At 48.4% G+C, this 21,753-nt stretch carries 17 protein-coding genes and 4 pseudogenes; 12 read left to right on the forward strand and 9 right to left on the reverse strand.

The annotated features are described in order from the left end of the window. The first annotated feature begins 27 nt into the window (after nucleotides 1-27). The 6 genes and pseudogenes from rpoB to tuf all read left to right on the forward strand — a co-directional run bounded on the left by rpoB (nucleotide 28) and on the right by tuf (nucleotide 11,820). Nucleotides 28-3,563: pseudogene (gene rpoB / locus ACYF68_RS02325) on the forward strand (DNA-directed RNA polymerase subunit beta). A 37-nt stretch (nucleotides 3,564-3,600) separates the two neighbouring features. Beyond that, a pseudogene (gene rpoC / locus ACYF68_RS02330) lies at nucleotides 3,601-7,220 on the forward strand (DNA-directed RNA polymerase subunit beta'). 222 nt (nucleotides 7,221-7,442) lie between these two features. Beyond that, on the forward strand, nucleotides 7,443-7,862 hold the full coding sequence (gene rpsL, locus ACYF68_RS02335; protein ID WP_344703545.1) for a 30S ribosomal protein S12: 420 nt from the start codon (nucleotides 7,443-7,445) through the stop codon (nucleotides 7,860-7,862). A gap of 39 nt (nucleotides 7,863-7,901) precedes the next feature. After that, nucleotides 7,902-8,372, forward strand: coding sequence for a 30S ribosomal protein S7 (gene rpsG / locus ACYF68_RS02340; RefSeq protein WP_344703543.1), 471 nt, complete (start codon nucleotides 7,902-7,904; stop codon nucleotides 8,370-8,372). A 57-nt stretch (nucleotides 8,373-8,429) separates the two neighbouring features. Next, nucleotides 8,430-10,511, forward strand: coding sequence for an elongation factor G (gene fusA / locus ACYF68_RS02345; protein WP_344703541.1), 2,082 nt, complete (start codon nucleotides 8,430-8,432; stop codon nucleotides 10,509-10,511). A 123-nt stretch (nucleotides 10,512-10,634) separates the two neighbouring features. After that, a pseudogene (tuf, locus tag ACYF68_RS02350) lies at nucleotides 10,635-11,820 on the forward strand (elongation factor Tu). 133 nt (nucleotides 11,821-11,953) lie between these two features. On the opposite strand, the gene ACYF68_RS02355 reads toward tuf, so the two are convergent. From ACYF68_RS02355 to ACYF68_RS02380, 6 genes are all read right to left on the reverse strand, one after another. Continuing rightward, nucleotides 11,954-12,319, reverse strand: coding sequence for a M20/M25/M40 family metallo-hydrolase (locus tag ACYF68_RS02355; RefSeq protein WP_461045274.1), 366 nt, complete (start codon nucleotides 12,317-12,319; stop codon nucleotides 11,954-11,956). Further along, nucleotides 12,277-13,071 (reverse strand): amidohydrolase, encoded by a 795-nt coding sequence (locus ACYF68_RS02360; protein ID WP_461045275.1) that lies wholly within the window; start codon nucleotides 13,069-13,071, stop codon nucleotides 12,277-12,279. The genes ACYF68_RS02355 and ACYF68_RS02360 overlap by 43 nt, the downstream gene beginning before the upstream one ends. 61 nt (nucleotides 13,072-13,132) lie before the next feature. Next, a complete protein-coding gene (locus tag ACYF68_RS02365; protein WP_461045276.1) occupies nucleotides 13,133-14,257 on the reverse strand; it encodes a M20 metallopeptidase family protein in 1,125 nt (374 codons plus the stop codon). Continuing rightward, nucleotides 14,254-14,448, reverse strand: coding sequence for a hypothetical protein (locus ACYF68_RS02370; RefSeq protein ID WP_461045277.1), 195 nt, complete (start codon nucleotides 14,446-14,448; stop codon nucleotides 14,254-14,256). The genes ACYF68_RS02365 and ACYF68_RS02370 overlap by 4 nt, the downstream gene beginning before the upstream one ends. Before the next feature lie 26 nt (nucleotides 14,449-14,474). Then, nucleotides 14,475-14,756: a peptidase dimerization domain-containing protein gene (locus ACYF68_RS02375; protein ID WP_461047449.1), complete on the reverse strand. Its 282-nt coding sequence runs from the start codon at nucleotides 14,754-14,756 to the stop codon at nucleotides 14,475-14,477. Continuing rightward, nucleotides 14,648-15,418 carry an amidohydrolase gene (locus tag ACYF68_RS02380; RefSeq protein WP_461045278.1) on the reverse strand — a complete coding sequence of 257 codons (771 nt, stop codon included), beginning with the start codon at nucleotides 15,416-15,418 and terminating at the stop codon, nucleotides 14,648-14,650. The genes ACYF68_RS02375 and ACYF68_RS02380 overlap by 109 nt, the downstream gene beginning before the upstream one ends. A gap of 134 nt (nucleotides 15,419-15,552) precedes the next feature. Here ACYF68_RS02380 and ACYF68_RS02385 point away from each other — a divergent pair, with 134 nt between their 5' ends. From ACYF68_RS02385 to ACYF68_RS02405, 5 genes are all read left to right on the forward strand, one after another. Then, nucleotides 15,553-16,743 carry a glycine C-acetyltransferase gene (locus ACYF68_RS02385; protein ID WP_344703531.1) on the forward strand — a complete coding sequence of 397 codons (1,191 nt, stop codon included), beginning with the start codon at nucleotides 15,553-15,555 and terminating at the stop codon, nucleotides 16,741-16,743. 15 nt (nucleotides 16,744-16,758) lie between these two features. After that, nucleotides 16,759-17,700 (forward strand): L-threonine 3-dehydrogenase, encoded by a 942-nt coding sequence (locus ACYF68_RS02390; protein WP_461045279.1) that lies wholly within the window; start codon nucleotides 16,759-16,761, stop codon nucleotides 17,698-17,700. A gap of 45 nt (nucleotides 17,701-17,745) precedes the next feature. After that, complete coding sequence (locus ACYF68_RS02395; RefSeq protein WP_344703527.1) at nucleotides 17,746-18,450, forward strand: HAD family hydrolase; 705 nt, start codon at nucleotides 17,746-17,748, stop codon at nucleotides 18,448-18,450. A 5-nt stretch (nucleotides 18,451-18,455) separates the two neighbouring features. Further along, the gene (gene tadA, locus ACYF68_RS02400) at nucleotides 18,456-18,914 is read left to right on the forward strand and encodes a tRNA adenosine(34) deaminase TadA (protein WP_461047450.1); all 459 of its coding nucleotides are present in this window, start codon (nucleotides 18,456-18,458) and stop codon (nucleotides 18,912-18,914) included. Nucleotides 18,915-18,975: 61 nt separating this feature from the next. Next, nucleotides 18,976-19,887: an HAD family hydrolase gene (locus tag ACYF68_RS02405; protein ID WP_461045280.1), complete on the forward strand. Its 912-nt coding sequence runs from the start codon at nucleotides 18,976-18,978 to the stop codon at nucleotides 19,885-19,887. A gap of 73 nt (nucleotides 19,888-19,960) precedes the next feature. On the opposite strand, the gene ACYF68_RS02410 is transcribed toward ACYF68_RS02405, so the two are convergent. From ACYF68_RS02410 to ACYF68_RS02420, 3 genes are read right to left on the reverse strand one after another with little or no spacing between them, the layout of a single operon-like run. Continuing rightward, nucleotides 19,961-20,212 (reverse strand): hypothetical protein, encoded by a 252-nt coding sequence (locus ACYF68_RS02410; protein WP_461045281.1) that lies wholly within the window; start codon nucleotides 20,210-20,212, stop codon nucleotides 19,961-19,963. Then, a complete protein-coding gene (locus ACYF68_RS02415) occupies nucleotides 20,209-20,343 on the reverse strand; it encodes a hypothetical protein (RefSeq protein WP_461045282.1) in 135 nt (44 codons plus the stop codon). The genes ACYF68_RS02410 and ACYF68_RS02415 overlap by 4 nt, the downstream gene beginning before the upstream one ends. After that, a complete protein-coding gene (locus ACYF68_RS02420; RefSeq protein ID WP_461045283.1) occupies nucleotides 20,328-21,314 on the reverse strand; it encodes an MFS transporter in 987 nt (328 codons plus the stop codon). The genes ACYF68_RS02415 and ACYF68_RS02420 overlap by 16 nt, the downstream gene beginning before the upstream one ends. 109 nt (nucleotides 21,315-21,423) lie before the next feature. Here ACYF68_RS02420 and ACYF68_RS02425 point away from each other — a divergent pair. Next, nucleotides 21,424-21,583, forward strand: a pseudogene (locus tag ACYF68_RS02425) (helix-turn-helix domain-containing protein); the annotation flags it as partial. Nucleotides 21,584-21,753: the final 170 nt, after the last annotated feature.

Here is a 21,753-nt window from a genome sequence, read left to right on the forward strand (position 1 = left end):
TAATTTTTATTAGGGGTGAATCTGTCGATGAGTGAACTGATTCAATATGGAAGACACGCTACACGCAGAAGTTATGCACGAATCGAAGAAAAAATGGATCTGCCGAACCTGATCGAAATCCAGACAAAATCCTATGAATGGTTCCTGGAGAAAGGCCTTATAGAGATGTTCAAGGACATTTCTCCAGTTGAAGACTTCACGGGTAATATGTCATTGGAGTTCGTCGACTATAAACTTGGCGAACCTAAATATGATGAGGACGAAGCAAAGAACCATGATGCAACTTATTCTGCACCTTTGCGTGTGAAAGTCCGTCTGATCATAAAAGAGACGGGCGAGGTTAAAGAACAGGAAGTGTTCATGGGTGATTTTCCTCTGATGACTGATACCGGCACGTTCGTCATCAATGGGGCGGAACGCGTCATAGTATCACAACTTGTCAGAAGTCCATCTGTCTATTATTCCGAGAAAATCGATAAGAACGGCAAAAGAGGGTTTGGCGCGACAGTGATTCCAAACCGCGGTGCCTGGCTTGAATATGAAATAGACGCCAAGGACATCGTCTACGTGAGGATCGACCGTACACGTAAACTGCCTATGACTATACTTCTTAGAGCGCTTGGATTCTCTACTGACCAGGAAATCATCAATATTCTTGGAGATAATGAATACGTCAGGAATACGCTTGAGAAGGATACTACCGAAACGGTAGATCAGGCACTCCTAGAAATCTACGAACGACTTCGCCCAGGCGAACCACCAACTGTCGAAAATGCGAGAAACCTTCTATATTCCCGCTTCTTCGATCCGAAACGCTATGACCTTGCGAGTGTAGGGCGCTATAAGATGAACAAGAAACTCCACCTGAAAGACCGTCTGTTCAACCAGGTATTGGCTGAGCCGATCGTCGACCGGGAAACGGGAGAGATTGTAGCAGAAACAGGCACTACAATCGACAGGCGTACATTGGACGGCATCATGGATGTCCTTGAATCCAATGCGAACCTGGAAACATATCATCTAGAGAATGGACTGCTCGATGAGCCGATTGAGATCCAATCCATAAAAGTTGAAGCACCGAACATGGAAGAGGGCACGACAACGATCATAGGAAACGCATTCCCTGATGTTGAAGTGAAGTCAATCACACCTTCTGACATCATCGCTTCAATGAGCTATTTCTTCAACCTGCTTCACGGCGTAGGACACACTGACGATATAGACCACCTCGGCAACCGCCGTCTGCGCTCTGTAGGGGAACTGCTCCAAAACCAATTCAGGATTGGTGTCTCCCGTATGGAACGTGTAGTGAGGGAACGCATGTCGATTCAGGATGCTGAATCCATCACACCTCAGCAGCTGATCAATATCCGTCCGGTAATCGCCTCCATCAAGGAGTTTTTGGAAGTTCACAGCTGTCGCAATTCATGGACCAAACGAATCCACTTGCCGAATTGACGCACAAGAGACGGCTATCTGCACTTGGACCCGGCGGTCTGACGCGTGAGCGTGCAGGAATGGAAGTACGTGACGTACACTACTCCCACTACGGACGCATGTGTCCAATCGAAACGCCGGAAGGGCCGAACATCGGTCTGATCAACTCCCTGTCCAGTTATGCACGGGTCAATGAGTTCGGCTTCATCGAGACTCCTTATAGAAGAGTTGATCCGGAAACGAACAAGGTCACGAGCGAGACGCATTATCTGACGGCTGACGAAGAAGACAGCTACGTCGTCGCCCAGGCGAACGCGCTCCTTGAGGAAGATGGTTCATTCACCAATGAAGAAATCGTCTGCCGCTTCCGTGGTAACAACACGAAGATGGCGAGAGAACGCATGGACTACATGGACGTATCCCCGAAACAAGTTGTTTCTGCGGCGACGGCGTGTATCCCGTTCCTCGAAAACGATGACTCGAACCGTGCTTTGATGGGTGCCAACATGCAACGTCAGGCTGTACCACTCCTGATTCCACAGTCACCACACATCGGTACGGGCATGGAGCACGTAGCTGCACGCGACTCTGGTGCTGCAATCGTCGCACGCTACAAAGGCCGTGTAGAACGTGTGGAAGCGAAAGAAATCCACATACGTCGGATTGAAGATCAGAATGGAAAAGAAGTTGAGACGGACAAAGATGTATATAAACTGTCCAAATTCATCCGTTCGAACTCCGGAACGTGCTATAACCAGAAACCGATTGTCGCAAAAGACGACATTGTCGCCAAAGGTGAAATCCTTGCTGATGGTCCGTCCATGGATAACGGCGAGATGGCACTGGGTCAAAACCTGGTGGTCGGCTTCATGACTTGGGACGGCTACAACTATGAGGACGCTGTCATCATGAGTGAACGTATGGTCAAGGATGACGTCTATACATCCATTCACATAGAAGAGTACGAATCTGAATCCAGAGATACGAAACTTGGGCCTGAAGAAATCACAAGGGACATTCCGAACGTTTCTGATAATGCGCTGAAGAAACTGGATGATCGCGGTATCGTACACATCGGTGCTGAAGTCAAGGACGGCGATATCCTCGTCGGTAAAGTCACCCCTAAAGGTGTAACCGAACTGACAGCTGAAGAGCGTCTACTCCATGCGATATTTGGTGAGAAAGCGCGTGAAGTGCGTGATACCTCACTTCGTGTACCGCATGGCGCAGGAGGCATTGTACTGGATGTCAAAGTCTTCAACCGTGAAGATGGTGACGAACTCTCTCCAGGGGTCAACCAGCTCGTGCGTGTCTATATCGTACAAAAGCGTAAGATCAACGTAGGTGACAAAATGTGTGGACGACATGGTAACAAAGGTGTCATCTCCAGGATCCTACCTGAGGAAGATATGCCTTATATGCCAGATGGCACACCAATCGACCTCATGCTCAACCCACTTGGGGTACCATCGCGTATGAATATCGGGCAAGTGCTTGAACTTCACCTCGGCATGGCTTCCCGTGCCATGGGTGTGAAGATGGCTTCTCCAGTATTTGACGGTGCGAATGAGGAAGATGTATGGGAGACGATGTCAGAAGCAGGACTTGCCCATGATGGTAAGACTGTCCTCTACGATGGCAGAACGGGAGAACCGTTTGAGAGCCGCATCTCCGTTGGTGTCATGTACATGCTCAAACTTGCCCACATGGTCGACGACAAACTCCATGCGAGAAGTACCGGACCATATTCACTTGTTACACAGCAGCCACTTGGCGGTAAAGCCCAGTTCGGTGGCCAGCGTTTCGGGGAAATGGAAGTATGGGCACTGGAAGCATATGGTGCCGCCTATACCCTCCAGGAAATCCTGACGGTCAAATCCGATGATACCGTCGGTCGCGTGAAGACCTACGAAGCGATCGTAAAAGGTGAAAATGTCCCTAAACCCGGCGTGCCTGAATCATTCCGTGTATTGATGAAGGAGTTGCAGAGCCTCGGTCTCGATGTCAATCTGCTTGATGAGAATGACGAAGAAATCGAGATGCGTGATATAGAAGAGGACGAAGCGCCTAGTCAGATGAATTTGAGTGCGCAGCCAAAAGCAGCGACTGAAGATGTCACTGAATGATGATTGAGCTTGATAAAACTTTAGGGAGGAAAGCTCATTGATAGATGTAAATAGATTTGAATATATGAAAATAGGTCTGGCTTCATCCGAAAAGATCCGTTCATGGTCTTTCGGTGAAGTGAAAAACCTGAAACGATCAACTACAGAACGCTTAAGCCTGAACGTGACGGCCTTTTCTGTGAAAAGATATTCGGCCCGACGAAAGATTGGGAATGTAGCTGCGGTAAATATAAGCGTGTAAGATACAAAGGCATGGTCTGTGACCGCTGTGGTGTGGAAGTGACACGTGCCAAAGTCAGACGTGAGAGGATGGGGCATATTGAACTTGCTGCCCCTGTCTCCCACATCTGGTATTTCAAAGGTATCCCGTCCAGGATGGGACTGCTGCTTGATATGTCCCCACGCTCCCTGGAAGAAGTAATCTACTTCGCTTCCTATGCAGTCATCAAGCCGGGATCTACAGGGCTTGAGCCTAAGCAACTGCTGACTGAGCGCGAGTACAGGGAATATTACGATAAGCACGGCAATACGTTTACGGCCAAGATGGGTGCTGAAGCCATCAGGGAACTGTTGATGGATGTCAATCTTGAAGATGAACTCGCCCAACTCAGAAAAGAGCTGGAAACAGCAACAGGCCAAAGATTGACGCGTGCAATCAAACGCCTTGAAGTCGTCGAATCATTCCGGAGCTCAGGAAACGATCCTGCCTGGATGATCCTTGATGTACTACCGATCATCCCGCCGGAAATTCGTCCGATGGTCCAGCTTGATGGTGGCCGTTTCGCCACAAGTGACTTGAACGACCTCTACCGCCGGGTCATCAACCGTAATAACCGCCTCAAGCGTCTCCTTGACTTGGGAGCACCTGGAATCATCGTCAGAACGAAAAACGTATGCTCCAGGAAGCTGTTGATGCATTGATCGATAACGGCCGTCGTGGTCGTCCGGTGACTGGTCCGGGGAACCGTCCGCTCAAATCCCTCTCCCACATGCTGAAAGGGAAACAGGGACGTTTCCGTCAGAACTTGCTCGGTAAACGTGTCGACTACTCTGACGTTCAGTCATCGTAGTTGGTCCAAGCCTGAAGATGTATCAGTGTGGACTGCCGAGGGAAATGGCTCTCGAACTGTTCAAGCCGTTCGTCATGAAAGAACTTGTTGAACGTGAAATGGCAACCAACATCAAGAATGCCAAAGGTAAGATCGAGCGCATGGAAAATGAGGTATGGGATGTCCTTGAAGATGTCATCAAGGAGCACCCGATACTGCTGAACCGTGCACCGACACTCCACCGTCTGGGCATTCAGGCGTTCGAGGCAACACTCGTCGAAGGGCGTGCGATCAGGTTGCACCCATTGGTTACGACTGCCTATAACGCAGACTTTGATGGTGACCAGATGGCAGTGCATGTTCCGCTATCTAAAGAAGCTCAGGCTGAGGCCCGCACATTGATGCTGGCTGCCCAAAACATCTTGAACCCTAAGGATGGTAAGCCGGTTGTTACACCTTCACAGGATATGGTGCTCGGTAACTACTACCTTACACTCGAGAGGGAGAACACAAAACGCGAAGGTCATATCTTCAAGGATGCCGATGAAGTTGTAATGGCTTATCAGAACGGCTATGTACAACTCCACAGCCGCATCGGAGTGCATACCGACAGTTTCGCAGCAGAAAAGGTTTCCGAGGAGAATCAGGGCAAGATCCTCATGACGACGATAGGAAAAGTCATCTTCAATGAAATCATGCCGCCTTCCTTCCCGTACATTAATGAACCGACAAGGGAAAACCTTGAGGTGAAGACACCGGACCGCTACTTCGTCGCTGCATCGGAACTTGGCGAGGGTGGATTGGCAGAGCGTTTCAAAGAGGCGCCTCTAGTCGATCCGTTCAACAAGAAATTCCTGGGCAGATCATAGCGGAAGTGTTCAACGCCTTCCACATCACTGAGACTTCCGTCATGCTCGACCTTATGAAAGATCTTGGCTTCAAGTATTCATCTAAAGCCGGAATCACAGTGGGTGTGTCTGATATAGTCGTACTTCCTGAGAAGAAGGAAATCATCGATGAAACAGAAGAGAAGGTTGAAAAAGTCCAGAAACAGTTCTCACGTGGCCTGATCACGGAAGAAGAACGCTACGGCACGGTCATAGAGCTGTGGACGCGTGCGAAGGATGATATCCAAGCACGGTTGATGCAGTCACTTGATCGCCTGAACCCGATATTCATGATGAGTGATTCAGGTGCCAGGGGTAACGCGTCCAACTTTACTCAACTGGCCGGAATGCGCGGTCTGATGGCCAACCCGTCAGGCCAGATCATAGAACTTCCGATCAAGTCCAGCTTCCGTGAAGGATTGACGGTCCTTGAGTACTTCATCTCCACGCACGGTGCACGTAAGGGTCTGGCTGATACTGCACTTAAGACGGCGGACTCAGGATACCTTACAAGGCGTCTGGTCGACGTCGCACAAGATGTCATCGTCCGCGATGACGACTGTGGAACTGATAAAGGGCTGCTCGTTTCAGCGCTTACAGAAGGTTCAGAATTGATTGAGCCACTCATCGACCGCCTCGAAGGGCGTTATGCCAAAGAAACGGTCAAGGATCCTGAAACGAAGGAGATCTTGGTCCACTCAAATGAACTGATCACAAATGAGATAGCGAAAGCGATTGTGAACAGTGGCGTCGAAGAAATGTACATCCGTTCAGCCTTCACGTGTAATACACGCCACGGTGTATGTGAACGTTGCTATGGTAAGAACCTTGCAACCGGCGAAAAAGTGGAAGTGGGTGAAGCGGTTGGTACAATCGCTGCACAATCCATCGGTGAGCCGGGTACACAGCTCACAATGCGTACATTCCACACAGGTGGGGTCGCAGGAAGCGACATCACTCAAGGTCTGCCGCGTATACAGGAGCTCTTCGAAGCACGTAATCCGAAAGGTCAGGCGATGATTTCAGAAATCCGCGGAGCGGTGACTGATATTGAAATCGTCAAAGATCGCCAGCAGGAGATCAAGGTCAAAGGTGAGCAGGAAACGAAGACGTATACCGCACCGGCGACAGCACGCCTGCTTGTAGAAATCGGCGATAAGGTCGAACCGGGTGAGATACTGACCGAAGGTTCGATCGAACCGAAGGAACTCCTCGCAGTTGCAGGTCTGAACCGTACGCAGGAATACCTGCTTAAGGAAGTTCAGAAAGTATACCGCATGCAGGGTGTTGAAATAGATGATAAGCACGTTGAGGTTATGGTCAGACAGATGCTGAGGAAGGTTCGTATCATCGATGCAGGTGATACTAAGCTGCTCCCTGGCGCACTGGTCGACATCCATGCCTTTACGGATGCCAACCGTGATATCTTCAAGAAGCGCAAACGTCCGGCAACCGCAAAACCGGTACTGCTCGGTATCACCAAGGCGTCACTTGAAACAGAAAGCTTCCTTTCTGCAGCAAGCTTCCAAGAAACGACAAGAGTGCTCACAGATGCTGCAATCAAAGGTAAACGCGATGAACTTCTCGGCCTCAAAGAGAACGTCATCATTGGTAAACTCATACCGGCAGGTACAGGAATGCCAAGATACCGCGATGTGGAAATTGATGTCGAACATCCTGAATCTGCAGAGCAGAAGGAAGAAATTCTCATTGAAGAATAAAAACAGAATACCTGCTCTTTTGAGCGGGTGCTGTTTTAAAATAGTATGTTGACATCCCTATTCAGAGATGCTACTATAATTAAGGTTACTCCATATTGAATCTTTACGATTGTTATGGAGAGATAAAATGCAAAATGTAAGAATTATTTCTTACACATTTTTTTATACCTTTAAAATGAGCCACCTGGATGTGTGGGATTAATTGAAGAGAGGAGGAAAACCATGCCAACGATTAACCAGCTTGTGAGAAAACCGCGTCAAAGCAAATCACAAAGCACAGACTCACCAGCATTGAACAAGGGCTACAACAGTCTTAAGAAACGTATGACAGACGAAAATGCACCACAAAAAAGAGGTGTATGTACGCGTGTCGGTACGATGACTCCTAAGAAACCGAACTCCGCCCTCCGTAAATATGCACGTGTGAGACTTTCAAATACTATTGAAGTGAACGCATATATACCTGGAATCGGACACAATCTCCAAGAGCACAGTGTTGTACTCATCCGTGGAGGACGTGTAAAGGACCTTCCTGGTGTACGCTACCACGTTGTACGCGGTGCGCTTGATACTTCAGGTGTCAACGACCGTAAACAGAGCCGTTCACTATACGGTACAAAACGCGCCAAAAAGAAAAAATAAAAATATAAAATGATATAAATTTTTGAAAGGAGGATGACTATGCCACGTAAAGGACCAGTCCCAAAAAGAGACGTATTGCCGGATCCGATCCACAATTCCAAGCTTGTGACTAAGCTCATCAACAAAATGATGGTAGACGGAAAACGCGGTACTTCCCAAAGAATTCTTTACTCAGCTTTCGATCTTGTACAGGAACGTTCCGGCAGAGATGCAGGAGAAGTTTTTGATGAAGCAATCGAAAACATCATGCCAGTACTTGAAGTCAAAGCACGTCGCGTAGGTGGTTCAAACTACCAAGTACCTGTTGAGGTGCGCCCAGAACGCCGTACGACTCTCGGCCTCCGCTGGCTCGTGAACTACTCGCGTCTGCGCGGGGAGAAGACTATGGAAGAGCGCCTGGCAAACGAAATTCTTGATGCTGCCAACAACACTGGTGGTGCTGTCAAGAAACGTGAAGACGTTCATAAGATGGCTGAAGCAAACAGAGCTTTCGCACACTACCGCTGGTAATAAGAAGGTTGTGCAACAGCCTATCTATTCCATTCCTGGAAGGAGAAAAAGATATCAATGGCAAGAGAATTCTCTTTAGAAAAAACGCGTAATATCGGTATCATGGCCCACATCGATGCTGGTAAGACAACAACGACTGAACGTATCCTCTATTATACCGGCCGTATCCACAAAATCGGTGAAACGCATGAAGGTGCGTCACAGATGGACTGGATGGAGCAGGAGCAGGAGCGTGGAATCACGATCACTTCCGCTGCGACTACAGCACAATGGGACGGCCACCGTGTCAACATCATCGATACACCAGGCCACGTAGACTTCACAGTAGAGGTTGAACGTTCCCTACGTGTACTTGATGGCGCGGTGACGGTACTTGATGCCCAGTCTGGCGTTGAGCCGCAGACGGAAACTGTCTGGAGGCAGGCGACAACTTACGGTGTACCGCGTATCGTCTTCATCAACAAGATGGATAAAGTCGGTGCAGACTTTGAGTACTCCGTAAGTACGATCAAGGATCGCCTTCAAGCAAATGCGCATCCAATCCAATTCCCAATCGGTTCTGAAGATAACTTCACAGGAATCATAGATTTGGTTGAGATGAAAGCATTTAACTACAACAATGACCTTGGTACTGATGTCCAGGAGATTGAAATCCCGGCTGAGTACAAAGAAAAGGCAGAAGAGCTTAGGGAAGGCCTCATTGAAGGACTTGCCGATGTGAATGAAGACATCATGGAAAAATACCTCGGCGGAGAAGATATTTCTCTTGAAGAATTGAAAGCTGCAATCCGTCAGGCGACTTGTGATGTTGAGTTCTATCCTGTACTTTGCGGTACTGCATTCAAGAACAAAGGGGTCCAACTCCTTCTTAATGCTTCAATCGACTATCTTCCGTCCCCGCTTGATGTGAAACCGATCGTCGGTCACAGAAAAGATGACGAAGATGAAGAGGTTATCGCCAAGCCAGACGACTCTGAGTCATTTGCAGCGCTTGCCTTTAAGGTCATGACGGACCCATTCGTCGGTAAATTGACTTTCTTCCGTGTGTACTCAGGTACCCTCAGCGCAGGCTCCTATGTTCAGAACACGGCGAAAGACAAACGTGAGCGTGTTGGTCGTCTCCTGCAGATGCACGCCAACTCCCGTCAAGAAATTTCCACTGTCTATGCAGGCGACATCGCTGCTGCGATCGGCTTGAAAGATACTGGAACAGGGGATACGCTCTGTGACGAGAAGAACCAGGTCATCCTTGAATCAATGGACTTCCCAGAGCCGGTTATCCACCTCTCTGTGGAACCTAAATCCAAAGCTGACCAAGACAAAATGTCCAGCGCACTCGTCAAGCTTCAGGAAGAAGACCCTACCTTCACGGCACACACCGATAACGAAACGGGTCAGGTCATCATCGGCGGTATGGGTGAACTCCACCTTGATATCCTCGTAGACCGTATGAAGCGCGAATTCAGAGTGGATTGTAACGTAGGTGCGCCAATGGTGTCCTACCGCGAGACATTCAAGAAGCAGGCAGCTGTTCAAGGTAAGTTCGCCCGTCAATCCGGTGGACGTGGCCAGTTTGGTGATGTTCACATCGAATTCACACCTAACGAAGTAGGCGGCGGATTCGAGTTTGAAAACGCGATCGTCGGTGGTGTGGTTCCACGTGAATACATTCCATCCGTCGAAGCAGGACTCAGGGACTCCATGGAGAACGGTGTGCTTGCAGGCTACCCTATGGTAGACGTCAAAGCAAAACTCTTCGATGGTTCCTACCACGATGTCGACTCCTCAGAAATGGCCTTTAAAGTTGCTGCATCATTGGCACTCAGAGAAGCTGCCAAAGTATGTGAGCCGGTCATTCTTGAGCCAGTCATGAAAGTTGAAATTGTAATGCCTGAAGAGTATATGGGTGATATCATGGGTGATGTCACAAGCCGTCGCGGACGTGTTGAAGGTATGGCTGCACGCGGTAACGCGCAAGTCGTCAATGCTTTCGTTCCACTTTCCGAAATGTTCGGCTATGCAACGAATCTGCGTTCCAACACGCAGGGACGCGGCACGTATACAATGGCATTCGATCACTACGAAGAAGTTCCAAAATCAATTTCTGAAGAAATCATCAAGAAAAACAAAGGTGAATAATCAGCTCGCTTGATTTTTGGATCATAATCATTTATAAGTGGTTTAGAAACACCTCGGGCGGGCACGTCCCGTTTCCGAGTTTCAATATAAATATAAACAATTCTTTTAAGGAGAGGTATACAAATGGCAAAAGAAAAATTCGACCGTTCCAAGACGCATGCCAATATAGGTACAATTGGTCACGTTGACCACGGTAAAACTACACTGACAGCCGCTATCGCAACAGTTCTCGCTAAAAGAGGATCAGGCGAAGCTCAGAGCTATGCTCAGATCGATAACGCACCGGAAGAAAAAGAGCGTGGAATCACGATCAACACTTCCCACATCGAGTACGAAACTGAAACACGCCACTACGCGCACGTTGACTGCCCAGGTCACGCTGACTATGTCAAAAACATGATCACTGGTGCAGCTCAAATGGACGGCGGTATCCTAGTCGTTTCTGCAGCGGATGGCCCAATGCCACAAACTCGTGAGCACATCCTGCTTTCACGTAACGTTGGTGTACCAGCACTTGTTGTATTCCTCAACAAAGTAGATATGGTAGACGACGAAGAGCTTCTTGAACTCGTAGAAATGGAAGTGCGTGAGCTTCTTCTGAATACGACTTCCCTGGCGATGACATCCCTGTAATCGCAGGTTCTGCTCTTAAAGCGCTTGAAGGCGTAGAAGAATACGAAGACAAAATCTTGGAACTCATGAATGCAGTCGACGAATTCATCCCGACTCCAGAGCGTGACTCTGACAAGCCATTCATGATGCCTGTAGAGGACGTATTCTCCATCACAGGACGTGGAACAGTTGCTACTGGCCGTGTTGAACGTGGTAGCATCAAAGTCGGTGAAGAAGTTGAAATCATCGGTATCAATGAAGATTCCACTAAAACAACTGTTACAGGTGTTGAAATGTTCCGTAAGCTTCTTGACTATGCAGAAGCTGGCGACAACATCGGTGCGCTCCTCCGTGGTGTAGCACGTGAAGACATCCAGCGTGGACAAGTACTTGCTGCTCCTGGATCCATCACACCACACACTAACTTCAAAGCTGAAGTTTATGTACTTCAAAAGAAGAAGGTGGACGTCACACTCCATTCTTCAACAACTACCGCCCACAGTTCTACTTCCGTACTACGGACGTAACTGGTGTTGTAGAACTTCCTGAAGGTACAGAAATGGTTATGCCTGGCGATAACGTTGAAATGAACGTTGAACTCATTTCTCCAATCGCGATCGAAGACGGTACACGTTTCTCCATCCGTGAAGGTGGACGTACTGTTGGATCAGGCGTTGTAACTGAAATCGTCAAATAATATATTTGAAGATACTAGAAGCCGGGGTTCCCCGGCTTCTTTTATATGTGAAAAGGCCATCCTCGAAAGAGATGGCCTTTTTTAATGGTCATTGAAATTAAGAACAATGCTGCAGAGGGATTCCACCCGGCCTTCAAGCCATCCTCATCGATGTCGAACAATGGATGGTGATGAGGATGATCGATTCCTTTTCCGGATTACGGACGCCAGTATAGAAATAGCAGCCAGGCACTTTTTCAAGGTAATAGGCAAAATCCTCACCACCCATGGAAGGAGGGTTTTCTTCAGTGATTTTTACATATGCTGCATCTTCAAGGGAATGGAGGACATGGTCAAGTTGCGAGTTATTGTTGAGCAGCGCAGGGTAGCCATGCTGATAGTCAAGTTTACATGTGACCTCGAAACTTGACTCGATGCCCTTTATGATGCCGTCCATCCGTCTCAGCACATCATCTTTTACACTTTGCTCGAATGTACGTATCGTGCCCCGCAGTTCCACTGAGTTGGGGATGACATTGAAAGAAGAACCCCGTTGAACATGCTGGTCGTCACAACAGCTGACTTTAGGGGATCGACGGTGCGGGAAACGATGGATTGGAGCTGCTGGATCAGAGAAGCCCCGGCAACGACGGGATCAACCGCTTCGTGAGGTTCTGCACCGTGTCCCCCACGACCTTCTACAGTGATTGTAAAAGCATCTGCTGCGGCATATGCGAAATCCTTCGTGTAGGATAGCGTACCTGTTGGATAGAGGGAGGAGACATGTGTCCCGAATATATAATCGACACCATCAAGTGCGCCGTCCTCGATCATCGCCTGTGCACCCCCTGGAAGCATCTCCTCAGCATGCTGGAAGAGGAACACGACATTGACCTTCAGTTCTTCTTTGCGTGCCGCGAGTATACGTGCGGTTGTGATGAGCATTGCAGTATGTGCATCGTGGCCGCATGCATGCATGATTCCCGGCACTGTGGACCTGTAGGGCACATCCTTTTCATCCTCGATCGGCAAGGCATCAAAATCGGCGCGCAGCGCGATAGTTTTAAAGTCATCATCGATGTCCAGTCGAGCAACGATGCCATTGCCGCCTACATTCTGGCGGATGTCCAAGCCAAGGTCGCTGATCTGCTCATAGATATACTGTTTTGTTTCTGCTTCCTTAAAGGAGAGCTCCGGGTGCATATGCATATGCCGGCGCATATGAACCATTTCCTCATATAGGTTTTCTATATCCTGTTGGATCTTCATCATATGCTCGCCTCCTTATCGAAGTAGTTGAATACGGATTTCACCATGACGGAGACGGCATTCGTCAAGCCTTTCTCATCAATATCGAACTTGCCATGATGATGCGGGTAGTCGGCTTTGAAATTGGTGTTGCGGGTACCGGTATAGTAGAAGGTGCCTGGCACCCTCTGTAGGTAATAGGAGAAATCTTCCCGCCGAGATCCGGTTCCAGCTCCTGCACTTCCTGTACTGTAGAGATGTCAGTCGCCGCCTGGAGAACGAGATCTGTCTTGTCGGTATCATTAACCACAGGAGGATACCCTTTCATATAATCGAGGTCATAGGTTATTCCTGTTGTGGTCACAAGGCCTTCAAGGCACTTTTTAAGTTCGTTGATCATCACCGCCTGTGTCTCGTGGTTGAAAGTCCGGATAGTGCCTCCGACTTCAACCGTATCGGGAATGATATTATGCTGGTGTCCGGCATTGAACATTGTGATGGATAGGACGACAGGCTCCATCGGCTTGGATTTTCTTGTGACGATGTACTGCAGCTGATTGCAGAAGGTAATGGCTGCAGCGACAGGATCGATTGCGACGTGCGGTTTTGAAGCATGGCCGCCGCGCCCGTTTATCTTAATGGTGAAGTCGTCGGGCATGCCGGTTGCCGTGCCGTATTTATAGCCGATTGTACCGACATCGAGGCCACTGCTCACATGTTGGCCAAATATGGCGTCCACTCCGTGCAGACAGTCATCCGCAATCATCTGCAAGGCGCCTCCCGGGTCGACTTCTTCAGCATGCTGGAAGATAAATACCACGTTGCCGCGCAGCTGTGCTTTATTTTCAGAAAGGATGCGGGCTACGGTGAGCAGTACTGCGGTATGGGCATCATGGCCGCAGGCATGCATCACCCCGGGTACGGTCGAACGGTAGGGCACATCCTTCTGGTCCTGTATCGGTAGGGCATCAAAATCAGCGCGCAATGCGACTGTCGGTCGCTCCGGGTCGATGATCAGACGACCTACAACACCTCTGCCGCCGACGCCTTCTTTTGTCTCTATGCCGAGCTCCCTTAAGTATTCTGCGATATATGCGGAGTTCTGGACTTCATGGAAGGACAGCTCCGGGTACATATGGAAATGGCGTCTCAATCTGACCATTTCATCGTAGTGGTCTTCCGCCAATTGTTCTATCATTCTTGTTTTCATTCAATCACCTGCTCAATCTCGAGAATTTTCATGAACATCGATAATCCACTGGTCATCGCTTCTTCATCCAAGTCGAACATGGGATGGTGGTGGACATAATCACTCTGCTTGGCTGCATTGCCCGATCCCGTGAAGAAGAAGGCCCCCGGGACCTCATTGATATAGTAGGAAAAATCCTCGCCTATCATCATCGGCTTGGCAGTCTCAAAGGAAAGACCTATGGCAGCTGCGGCTTCTTCGATGATCTCTGCTTCCCTGTTATGGTTAACGACTGCAGGATAGCCGATATTATACTCAAGTTCAGCGGTCGCCCCCGTTTCCTTGCTGTGTAGTCGACTTCTTTTTGGAAGATATCCTTGATGCGTTCTTTGATGGACTGCTCGAAAGTTCTTACCGTACCAACCAGCTCAGCCGTGTCCGGGATGACGTTAAAGGCATCGCCGGCACGTATTTTACCGACGGTGACGACTGCATTGTCGAGGGGGATATTTGCCGTGATACAGCAGTCTGCAGACTGGTGATCAGCTCTGCTGCAATGATTATGGGGTCGACTGCTTGACTTGGATGTGCTGCATGGCCACCCCGGCCTTTTATTTTTATTTTGAACATATCCGGACTGGATATGATGGGGCCTGGTTTTGTCTTGATTGTATGGGTCGGATACTGGCTCCAGTAATGCTGGCCGTAGACCCTATCGATGCCGTCGAGGACACCATCCTCGACCATCGCAACTGCACCGCCTGGCTGTATCTCCTCAGCGAATTGAAAGATGAAGGATACGCTGCCTTGAATGGCGTCCCTATTTTCATAAAGGAGATCGAGCAGTGCAAGCAGTGTACTTGTATGGGCATCATGTCCGCACGCATGCATGACACCGTCCACTGTAGATCTATAGGGCACATCTTTCCCGTCATGTATGGGGAGGGCATCGAAATCGGCACGGATGGCGATGTGCGGATGTCCGCCATCGCCGATTGTAGCGAGGATGCCGCCTTTCCCGACCCCTTCACGTATTTTCAGCTCCGGGTACTTCTGCAAGCGTTTCAATATGTATCTGTAGGTCTCCTCTTCATGGAATGAAACTTCCGGATGCATATGCAGATAACGTCTTGTGTCGATCATTCCGGGTAACGCCGCTTGTGCCATATCCCGAATCTTCATAACTTCAACCTCCTTGGTCATGTCATATAATATTATCAAATTTTCGAACTTTTTGGAACTTAATAAAAACATCGTTTCAATTCTAAGACAGCTTTCAATTATGATATGATATGGGAAAGAGGAGGAGATTGTAAATGTCTAAAATTTTGGATGAGTATCTTGCATCAAATCTGCAGGAATTGAAAAATAACGGACTCTATAATGAAATCGATGTGGTTGAAGGTGCCAATGGACCAGAAATCACGATTGGCGGCAAGAAGCTGATCAATCTATCTTCCAACAACTATCTCGGCCTTGCGACGGACGAGACACTTAAGAAGGTTGCGAAAGAAGCAATCGATACCCATGGTGTAGGCGCAGGCGCCGTACGTACAATCAACGGTACCCTAGATTTGCATGTGGACCTGGAAGAGACTTTGGCTAAATTCAAAGGCACTGAAGCGGCAGTTGCATTCCAATCCGGTTTCAACTGTAACATGGCAGCGATTCAGGCGGTCATGGGCAAAGAGGATGCGATCCTGTCTGATGAATTGAACCACGCCTCAATCATCGACGGATGCCGCCTTTCCCGCGCAAAAATCATCCGTGTAAACCACTCCGATATGGATGATCTCCGCAAAAAAGCCAAAGAAGCTGTGGAATCGGGCCAGTACGGAAAAGTCATGTACATTACTGACGGTGTATTCTCAATGGATGGCGATGTTGCGTTGCTGCCGGAAATCGTGGAAATCGCCAAGGAATTCGACCTCATCACATATGTGGACGACGCACACGGTTCAGGTGTCATGGGCAAAGGTGCAGGAACTGTTAAGCACTTCGGCCTGGAGAAGGAAATCGACATCCAGATGGGTACACTGTCAAAAGCGATCGGTGTCGTCGGCGGCTATGTTGCAGGTAGTCAAAATCTGATCGACTACCTTAAAGTGGCAGCCCGTCCATTCCTGTTCTCCACATCACTGACACCTGGGGATACGCGTGCGATAACTGAGGCAGTCCACAAGCTGATGGATTCCACAGAGCTGCACGACAAGCTCTGGGAGAATGGTGATTACCTGAAAAAAGGCCTTAAGAATCTCGGTTTTGATATCGGTAATTCCGCAACACCGATCACCCCTTGCATAATCGGCGATGAAAAGACGACCCAGGAGTTCTCGAAACGCCTCATGGAAGAAGGCGTATATGCCAAGTCCATCGTCTTCCCGACTGTACCCAAAGGTACAGGGCGTGTAAGGAACATGCCGACGGCAGCACACACTAAAGAAATGTTGGATGATGCGCTTGCTGCATATGAAAAAGTAGGAAAAGAACTGAACGTAATCTCATAATTAAGGAGCACGGCGATGGAACGGATTATTATTACCGGTGCGCTCGGGCAGATCGGCACTGAGCTGACTTTAAAACTAAGAGAGAAATACGGGGACGAAAATGTTCTGCCGACGGACATCAAAGAACCTGAGAGTGACGAATTGAAAGGTAAGCCCTTTGAGATCCTGGATGTCAGGGATAAAACGCGGATGGATGAAATCGTAGAGGATTTCAAACCCGATACGATGATGCATATGGCCGCGCTACTCAGCGCGACTTGCGAAAAGAATCCGCAATTCGCTTGGGACATCAATATGGGAGGGCTTATAAACGCCCTTGAGACTGCAAGGGAGCGGGACCTTAAATTCTTCACTCCAAGTTCCATCGGTGCTTTCGGACCATCGACTCCGAAGGAGAACACCCCGCAGGTCACCATCCAAAGGCCGACCACGATGTATGGTGTGAATAAAGTATCGGGAGAACTGCTGTGTGACTACTACCATGAGAAATTTGGTGTGGACACACGGGGCGTGAGGTTCCCGGGACTCATTTCCCATGTTAAGGAGCCCGGCGGCGGTACAACCGATTATGCCGTTGAAATCTTCTTTGAAGCCATCCGGAATGGACAGTATACATCGTTCATAGATAAAAATACGAATATGGACATGATGTATATGGATGATGCCATCGAAGCGATCATCAAGCTGATGGAAGCGGATGCTTCGAATCTGGAACACCGCAACGCCTTCAACGTCACAGCGATGAGCATCAATCCTGAGATGGTGGCGAATGAAATCAAAAAGCATATACCCGACTTCGAACTGTTCTATGATGTAGATCCTGTACGTCAGGGGATCGCAGAGAGTTGGCCGAACGCCATCGATGCGACGGAAGCTGAACGGCAGTGGGGATTTGCACCACAATACGACCTTGAAAAAATGACTGTAACAATGTTGGAAGCAATACGAAATAAATGATAAGAAGGCATACTGCCTTCTTATTTTTCTGATTGGGGCAGTTTAATGACGCGTATAATTTTGTTTGATAAAGATGGTACACTGATGGATTATCATAAAATTTGGACGCCTTATGCCAAAACCACAATCGAAGCCTTTGCAGAGGAATTCGACCGTCATGATATCAAAGATGAACTCGCCCATCGCCTAGGACTGATCAACGGGCGCATCGCCCCGAATTCCATACTGGCAAGCGGAACGGGCCAGAATATCCAAGATTGCTTCGAACGCTATCAGAGTGGCGGCGGTGAATGGATGAAGGCCTTCTACGAAGAGAACCTCGATCTCTTGCGCAATAATATGGAGTTGATCGAGGGGGCCGCCCCTGTGCTTGACCAACTTGCAGAAAATGGGCATATAAACATCATCGTCACCAGCGACAGCCGCTTGAGCACACAGTATTTCATCGAAAAATTTTCGTTGGAATCGGTCGTCCATCATGTTGTAGCGGGAGACGATTCGCCCTATCATAAACCAGATTTGCGCATACTTGACCCCCTTATACAAAAGTATGGTTATACCCTAGATGAGATGGTGATGGTAGGGGATAACCGGGCGGATACGATGCTTGGGTATGAAGCGGGTCTCCAAACGATTGGAGTACTATCAGGCACATCGCGTAGAGAGGACCTGGAAGGTGCCGATTTGGTGTTGGATAGTGTGGTAGATATCATTGAAGATGGGCGTTTCATCCTGGAGAAGAGGCGGTGAAGGTCATGCACGAGGCATTTATGGCTTTGGCAGTGGAAGAAGCGGAAAAAGCAAGAAAGATCGGCGAAGTTCCGATCGGAGCAGTAATCGTCCATGACGGCCGTGTCATCGCACGGGGACACAATCTTAGGGAAACTTCACAAAATCCCTTGACCCATGCAGAGATGATCGCCATTGACCGGGCTAGTGCAGTAGTGGGATCGTGGCGGCTTGAAGCATGCACCCTCTATGTCACTTTGGAACCTTGTGCCATGTGTTCAGGTGCGATTATAATGAGTCGCATCCCCCATGTAGTGTACGGGGCGAGAGACCCTAAAGGGGGCACAGTAGACAGTCTGATGCGCCTTTTGGATGAACCGCGGTTCAACCACCGTGCAGAAGTGACTTCCGGTGTATTAGAGGATACATGCAGTAACTTATTGACATCATTTTTTAAAAACCTCAGGAAAAAACATAAAAAGTAGAATAATGAATGAATTTTCTGATAAAATGAATTTAAAATGATAAGGGAGTTTTAGAACGCTTATGGTCAAATTAATCGCATTGGATATGGATGGGACATTGTTGACTCCCCACCATGACATCAGCCGCCGGAATATGGAGGCGATCAATGAAGCGATGAAACGGGGAATACAGGTTGTCGTGGCGACCGGACGTGCCTTCTATGAAGCGCATGGCATCATACGCCAACTCAACACCCCGCTACCTTATATATGTCTGAACGGTGCAGAGGTGCGCAACGAGTCCCATGAGATACTGGCGACGAATGCGCTGAATGCCGAACTGGTCCATAAGGTGGCGGATGTGTTCCGCTCAGAGGATATTTTCTATCAGATCTATACCGACCGTGCCATCTATACGGCAGACGTGGAACGCGATATCCAGATTTTCATGGAGCTTGCGGGGGAAGAAAACAATCCCGCTAGCGAGAAGAGAATCAGAGGGTTCATGGAAGAGCGCCTGAAAAGCGGCACCTTGGTGGAGACAGATGACTATAGGACGATATTCGAGAACGAGGAAGAGAACATTTTGAAACTGCTCGCCTCTTCGCCAAGCAAACCAAAGCTTTTCCGGGCGAGGAATGAACTCTATGACATCGGTAATCTGGCAGTATCCTCTTCATCTGAAGGGAATATAGAACTGACTCATGAAAATGCACAGAAAGGCATTGCACTCACTGATATCGCCAACATCATGAATATTGATATGAAAGATGTCATGGCAGTCGGGGACAATCTCAATGACATCTCCATGTTGAAACGAGTCGGTATGGCAGTAGCGATGGGTAACGCCGCTTCCGAAGTGAAGGCCATCGCAGATAAAGTGACAGAAAGCAACACCGAGGACGGTGTTGCCATAGCCATTGAAGAGGCGCTTGACCTACTTGAAGAAAAGCAGGAGGCCCAAGCTGGGACTTATCCGAATCATAGAGTTTGATGCTTCATTTCGGCTCAGCACCGATATCAGAGATGCCCGATTCCTCACGAGGAATCGGGCATTTTATTAATTCTTATACGCTTTGGGGAGTGGGTTCTGGATGACTTTCTTCTTCTGGTTCATCATCCGCCTCTTCGGCCTCCTGCTTGGCGGTCGCATACATACTTTTCGATTTGGCGATGAGCCCTTCTTTGAAGAAAATGCGCACTACTGCAAGCATGAGAATTGCACTGATGATGTTGATCATCCAGTAGAGTTCGAAATCATAAAGGAAGCCATAAAAGATGGCGCCGACCGGCATGATGCTCATGGTGCAGAGGTTCATGGTTGAAAACACCGTCCCTTGATGTGCTGGGGAGTGACGAGCTGAACGAATAGGCTGATCGGTATATTGATGAACTGGAGTGCCACGGCGACGCTGAGGCTGATGCCTCCGATGATCAGAACAAGCGACACGATGCCTCCGTCAAGATATAGGGCAGCAGGTAGATGACGACCAGGGCGGCAAATGCAGACAGTCCCCTTTTCATAAGCAGAAATGGATTATCAAGTTGCTTGATTCTGGCAACCGCCACGCCACCTGCAAGTACGCCAAGTCCTCCGATGGCATTGACGATGCCGACAGTTTCCGGCTGGAGGGACAGTTCATGGATCATCATCTTCTCAGGAAAAATCGTAATGACTCCGGCCATGAAGTTGATCAGGGCGGCGATGAGCAGGAGGGATTTGAATACTTCATTGTTGGCGATGAAGATGAACCCTTGGCTGATGTCGCGCTTGAACCTGCTTCCTGTACCCGCTTCAAGGTTATTTTCCGCATAATCCGCTTCGGTGTAGTAGAGCTTGAAGTCGAGAAGGAAATCGAGGAAAGCGGAAATGATGTAGGCAATGAGGAAAAGAAGGATGATGTGCGGGAAGCTGAGCAGTCCGAACAGGGCGCCACCAAGGATGGGGCCAAGGATGACCGTTGAAGAAAGGATGGCTGAAGTATAGCCCATCACCTTCTGGATCCTCTCCTTATGGAAAAGTTCAGTGATGGCGGTTTGGAACGTGTTGGATACAAATGGTTCGATCATGGAAGTCAGGAAAGTAACGAGATAGATGGCTATCAAGTTGATGTCGTAGATTATTGTATAGATGAAGAGGCCAAGGATGACAAGGGCGTTCATGACTTCTCCTGATATGATGATCTTCCTTTTATTTCCGAAATCACTTAATATGCCGGAGAATGGAAGCAGGATGACAGTGACGATAATGCTGATGGCCATATTGATCGAAAAGTAGAGTGCAGATCCCGTTTCGTACATGATGTAGTAGCTCACAGCAAACAGATAGACATATTTTCCGACGCTCAGGATGAACCGGCTCAGAGCATAGACGATAAAATTGAAACGTTCCTGCATGGGCAAATTTTTATCAAAAAACATTTTTACACCCCATTTGTTTAATTTAATTAAACTTATTGTAATATCAAAAGGATTGCTTGTCAACTAAAAGTTTAATATAATTAAACTATAATATTATGGAGATGAGATTATGACATTGGGAAAACGCATCAGACAGCTGCGTAAAGAGCGGGATATGACACTGGTGGATTTGGCGGGAGATAAGATCACCAAGGGGATGTTGAGTCTTATAGAGAATGATAAATCGAAACCATCCATGGAGACTTTGTCCCATATTGCCAAAAAACTGGATGTTTCAATCGGCTACCTCACGCGTGAAGGTGATGAGGAATGGACACGACAGGTGTTGGCTGAAGCTGACTTCAGCCATTACTTCTCCTTTCCCTTCACCCATATTGAAACCAATATACTGCCTCATCTGGACCGTATATCACAAAGCAGCAAAGGGATGGAGCTGTAC

The organism is Salinicoccus sp. CNSTN-B1, from assembly GCF_054792835.1.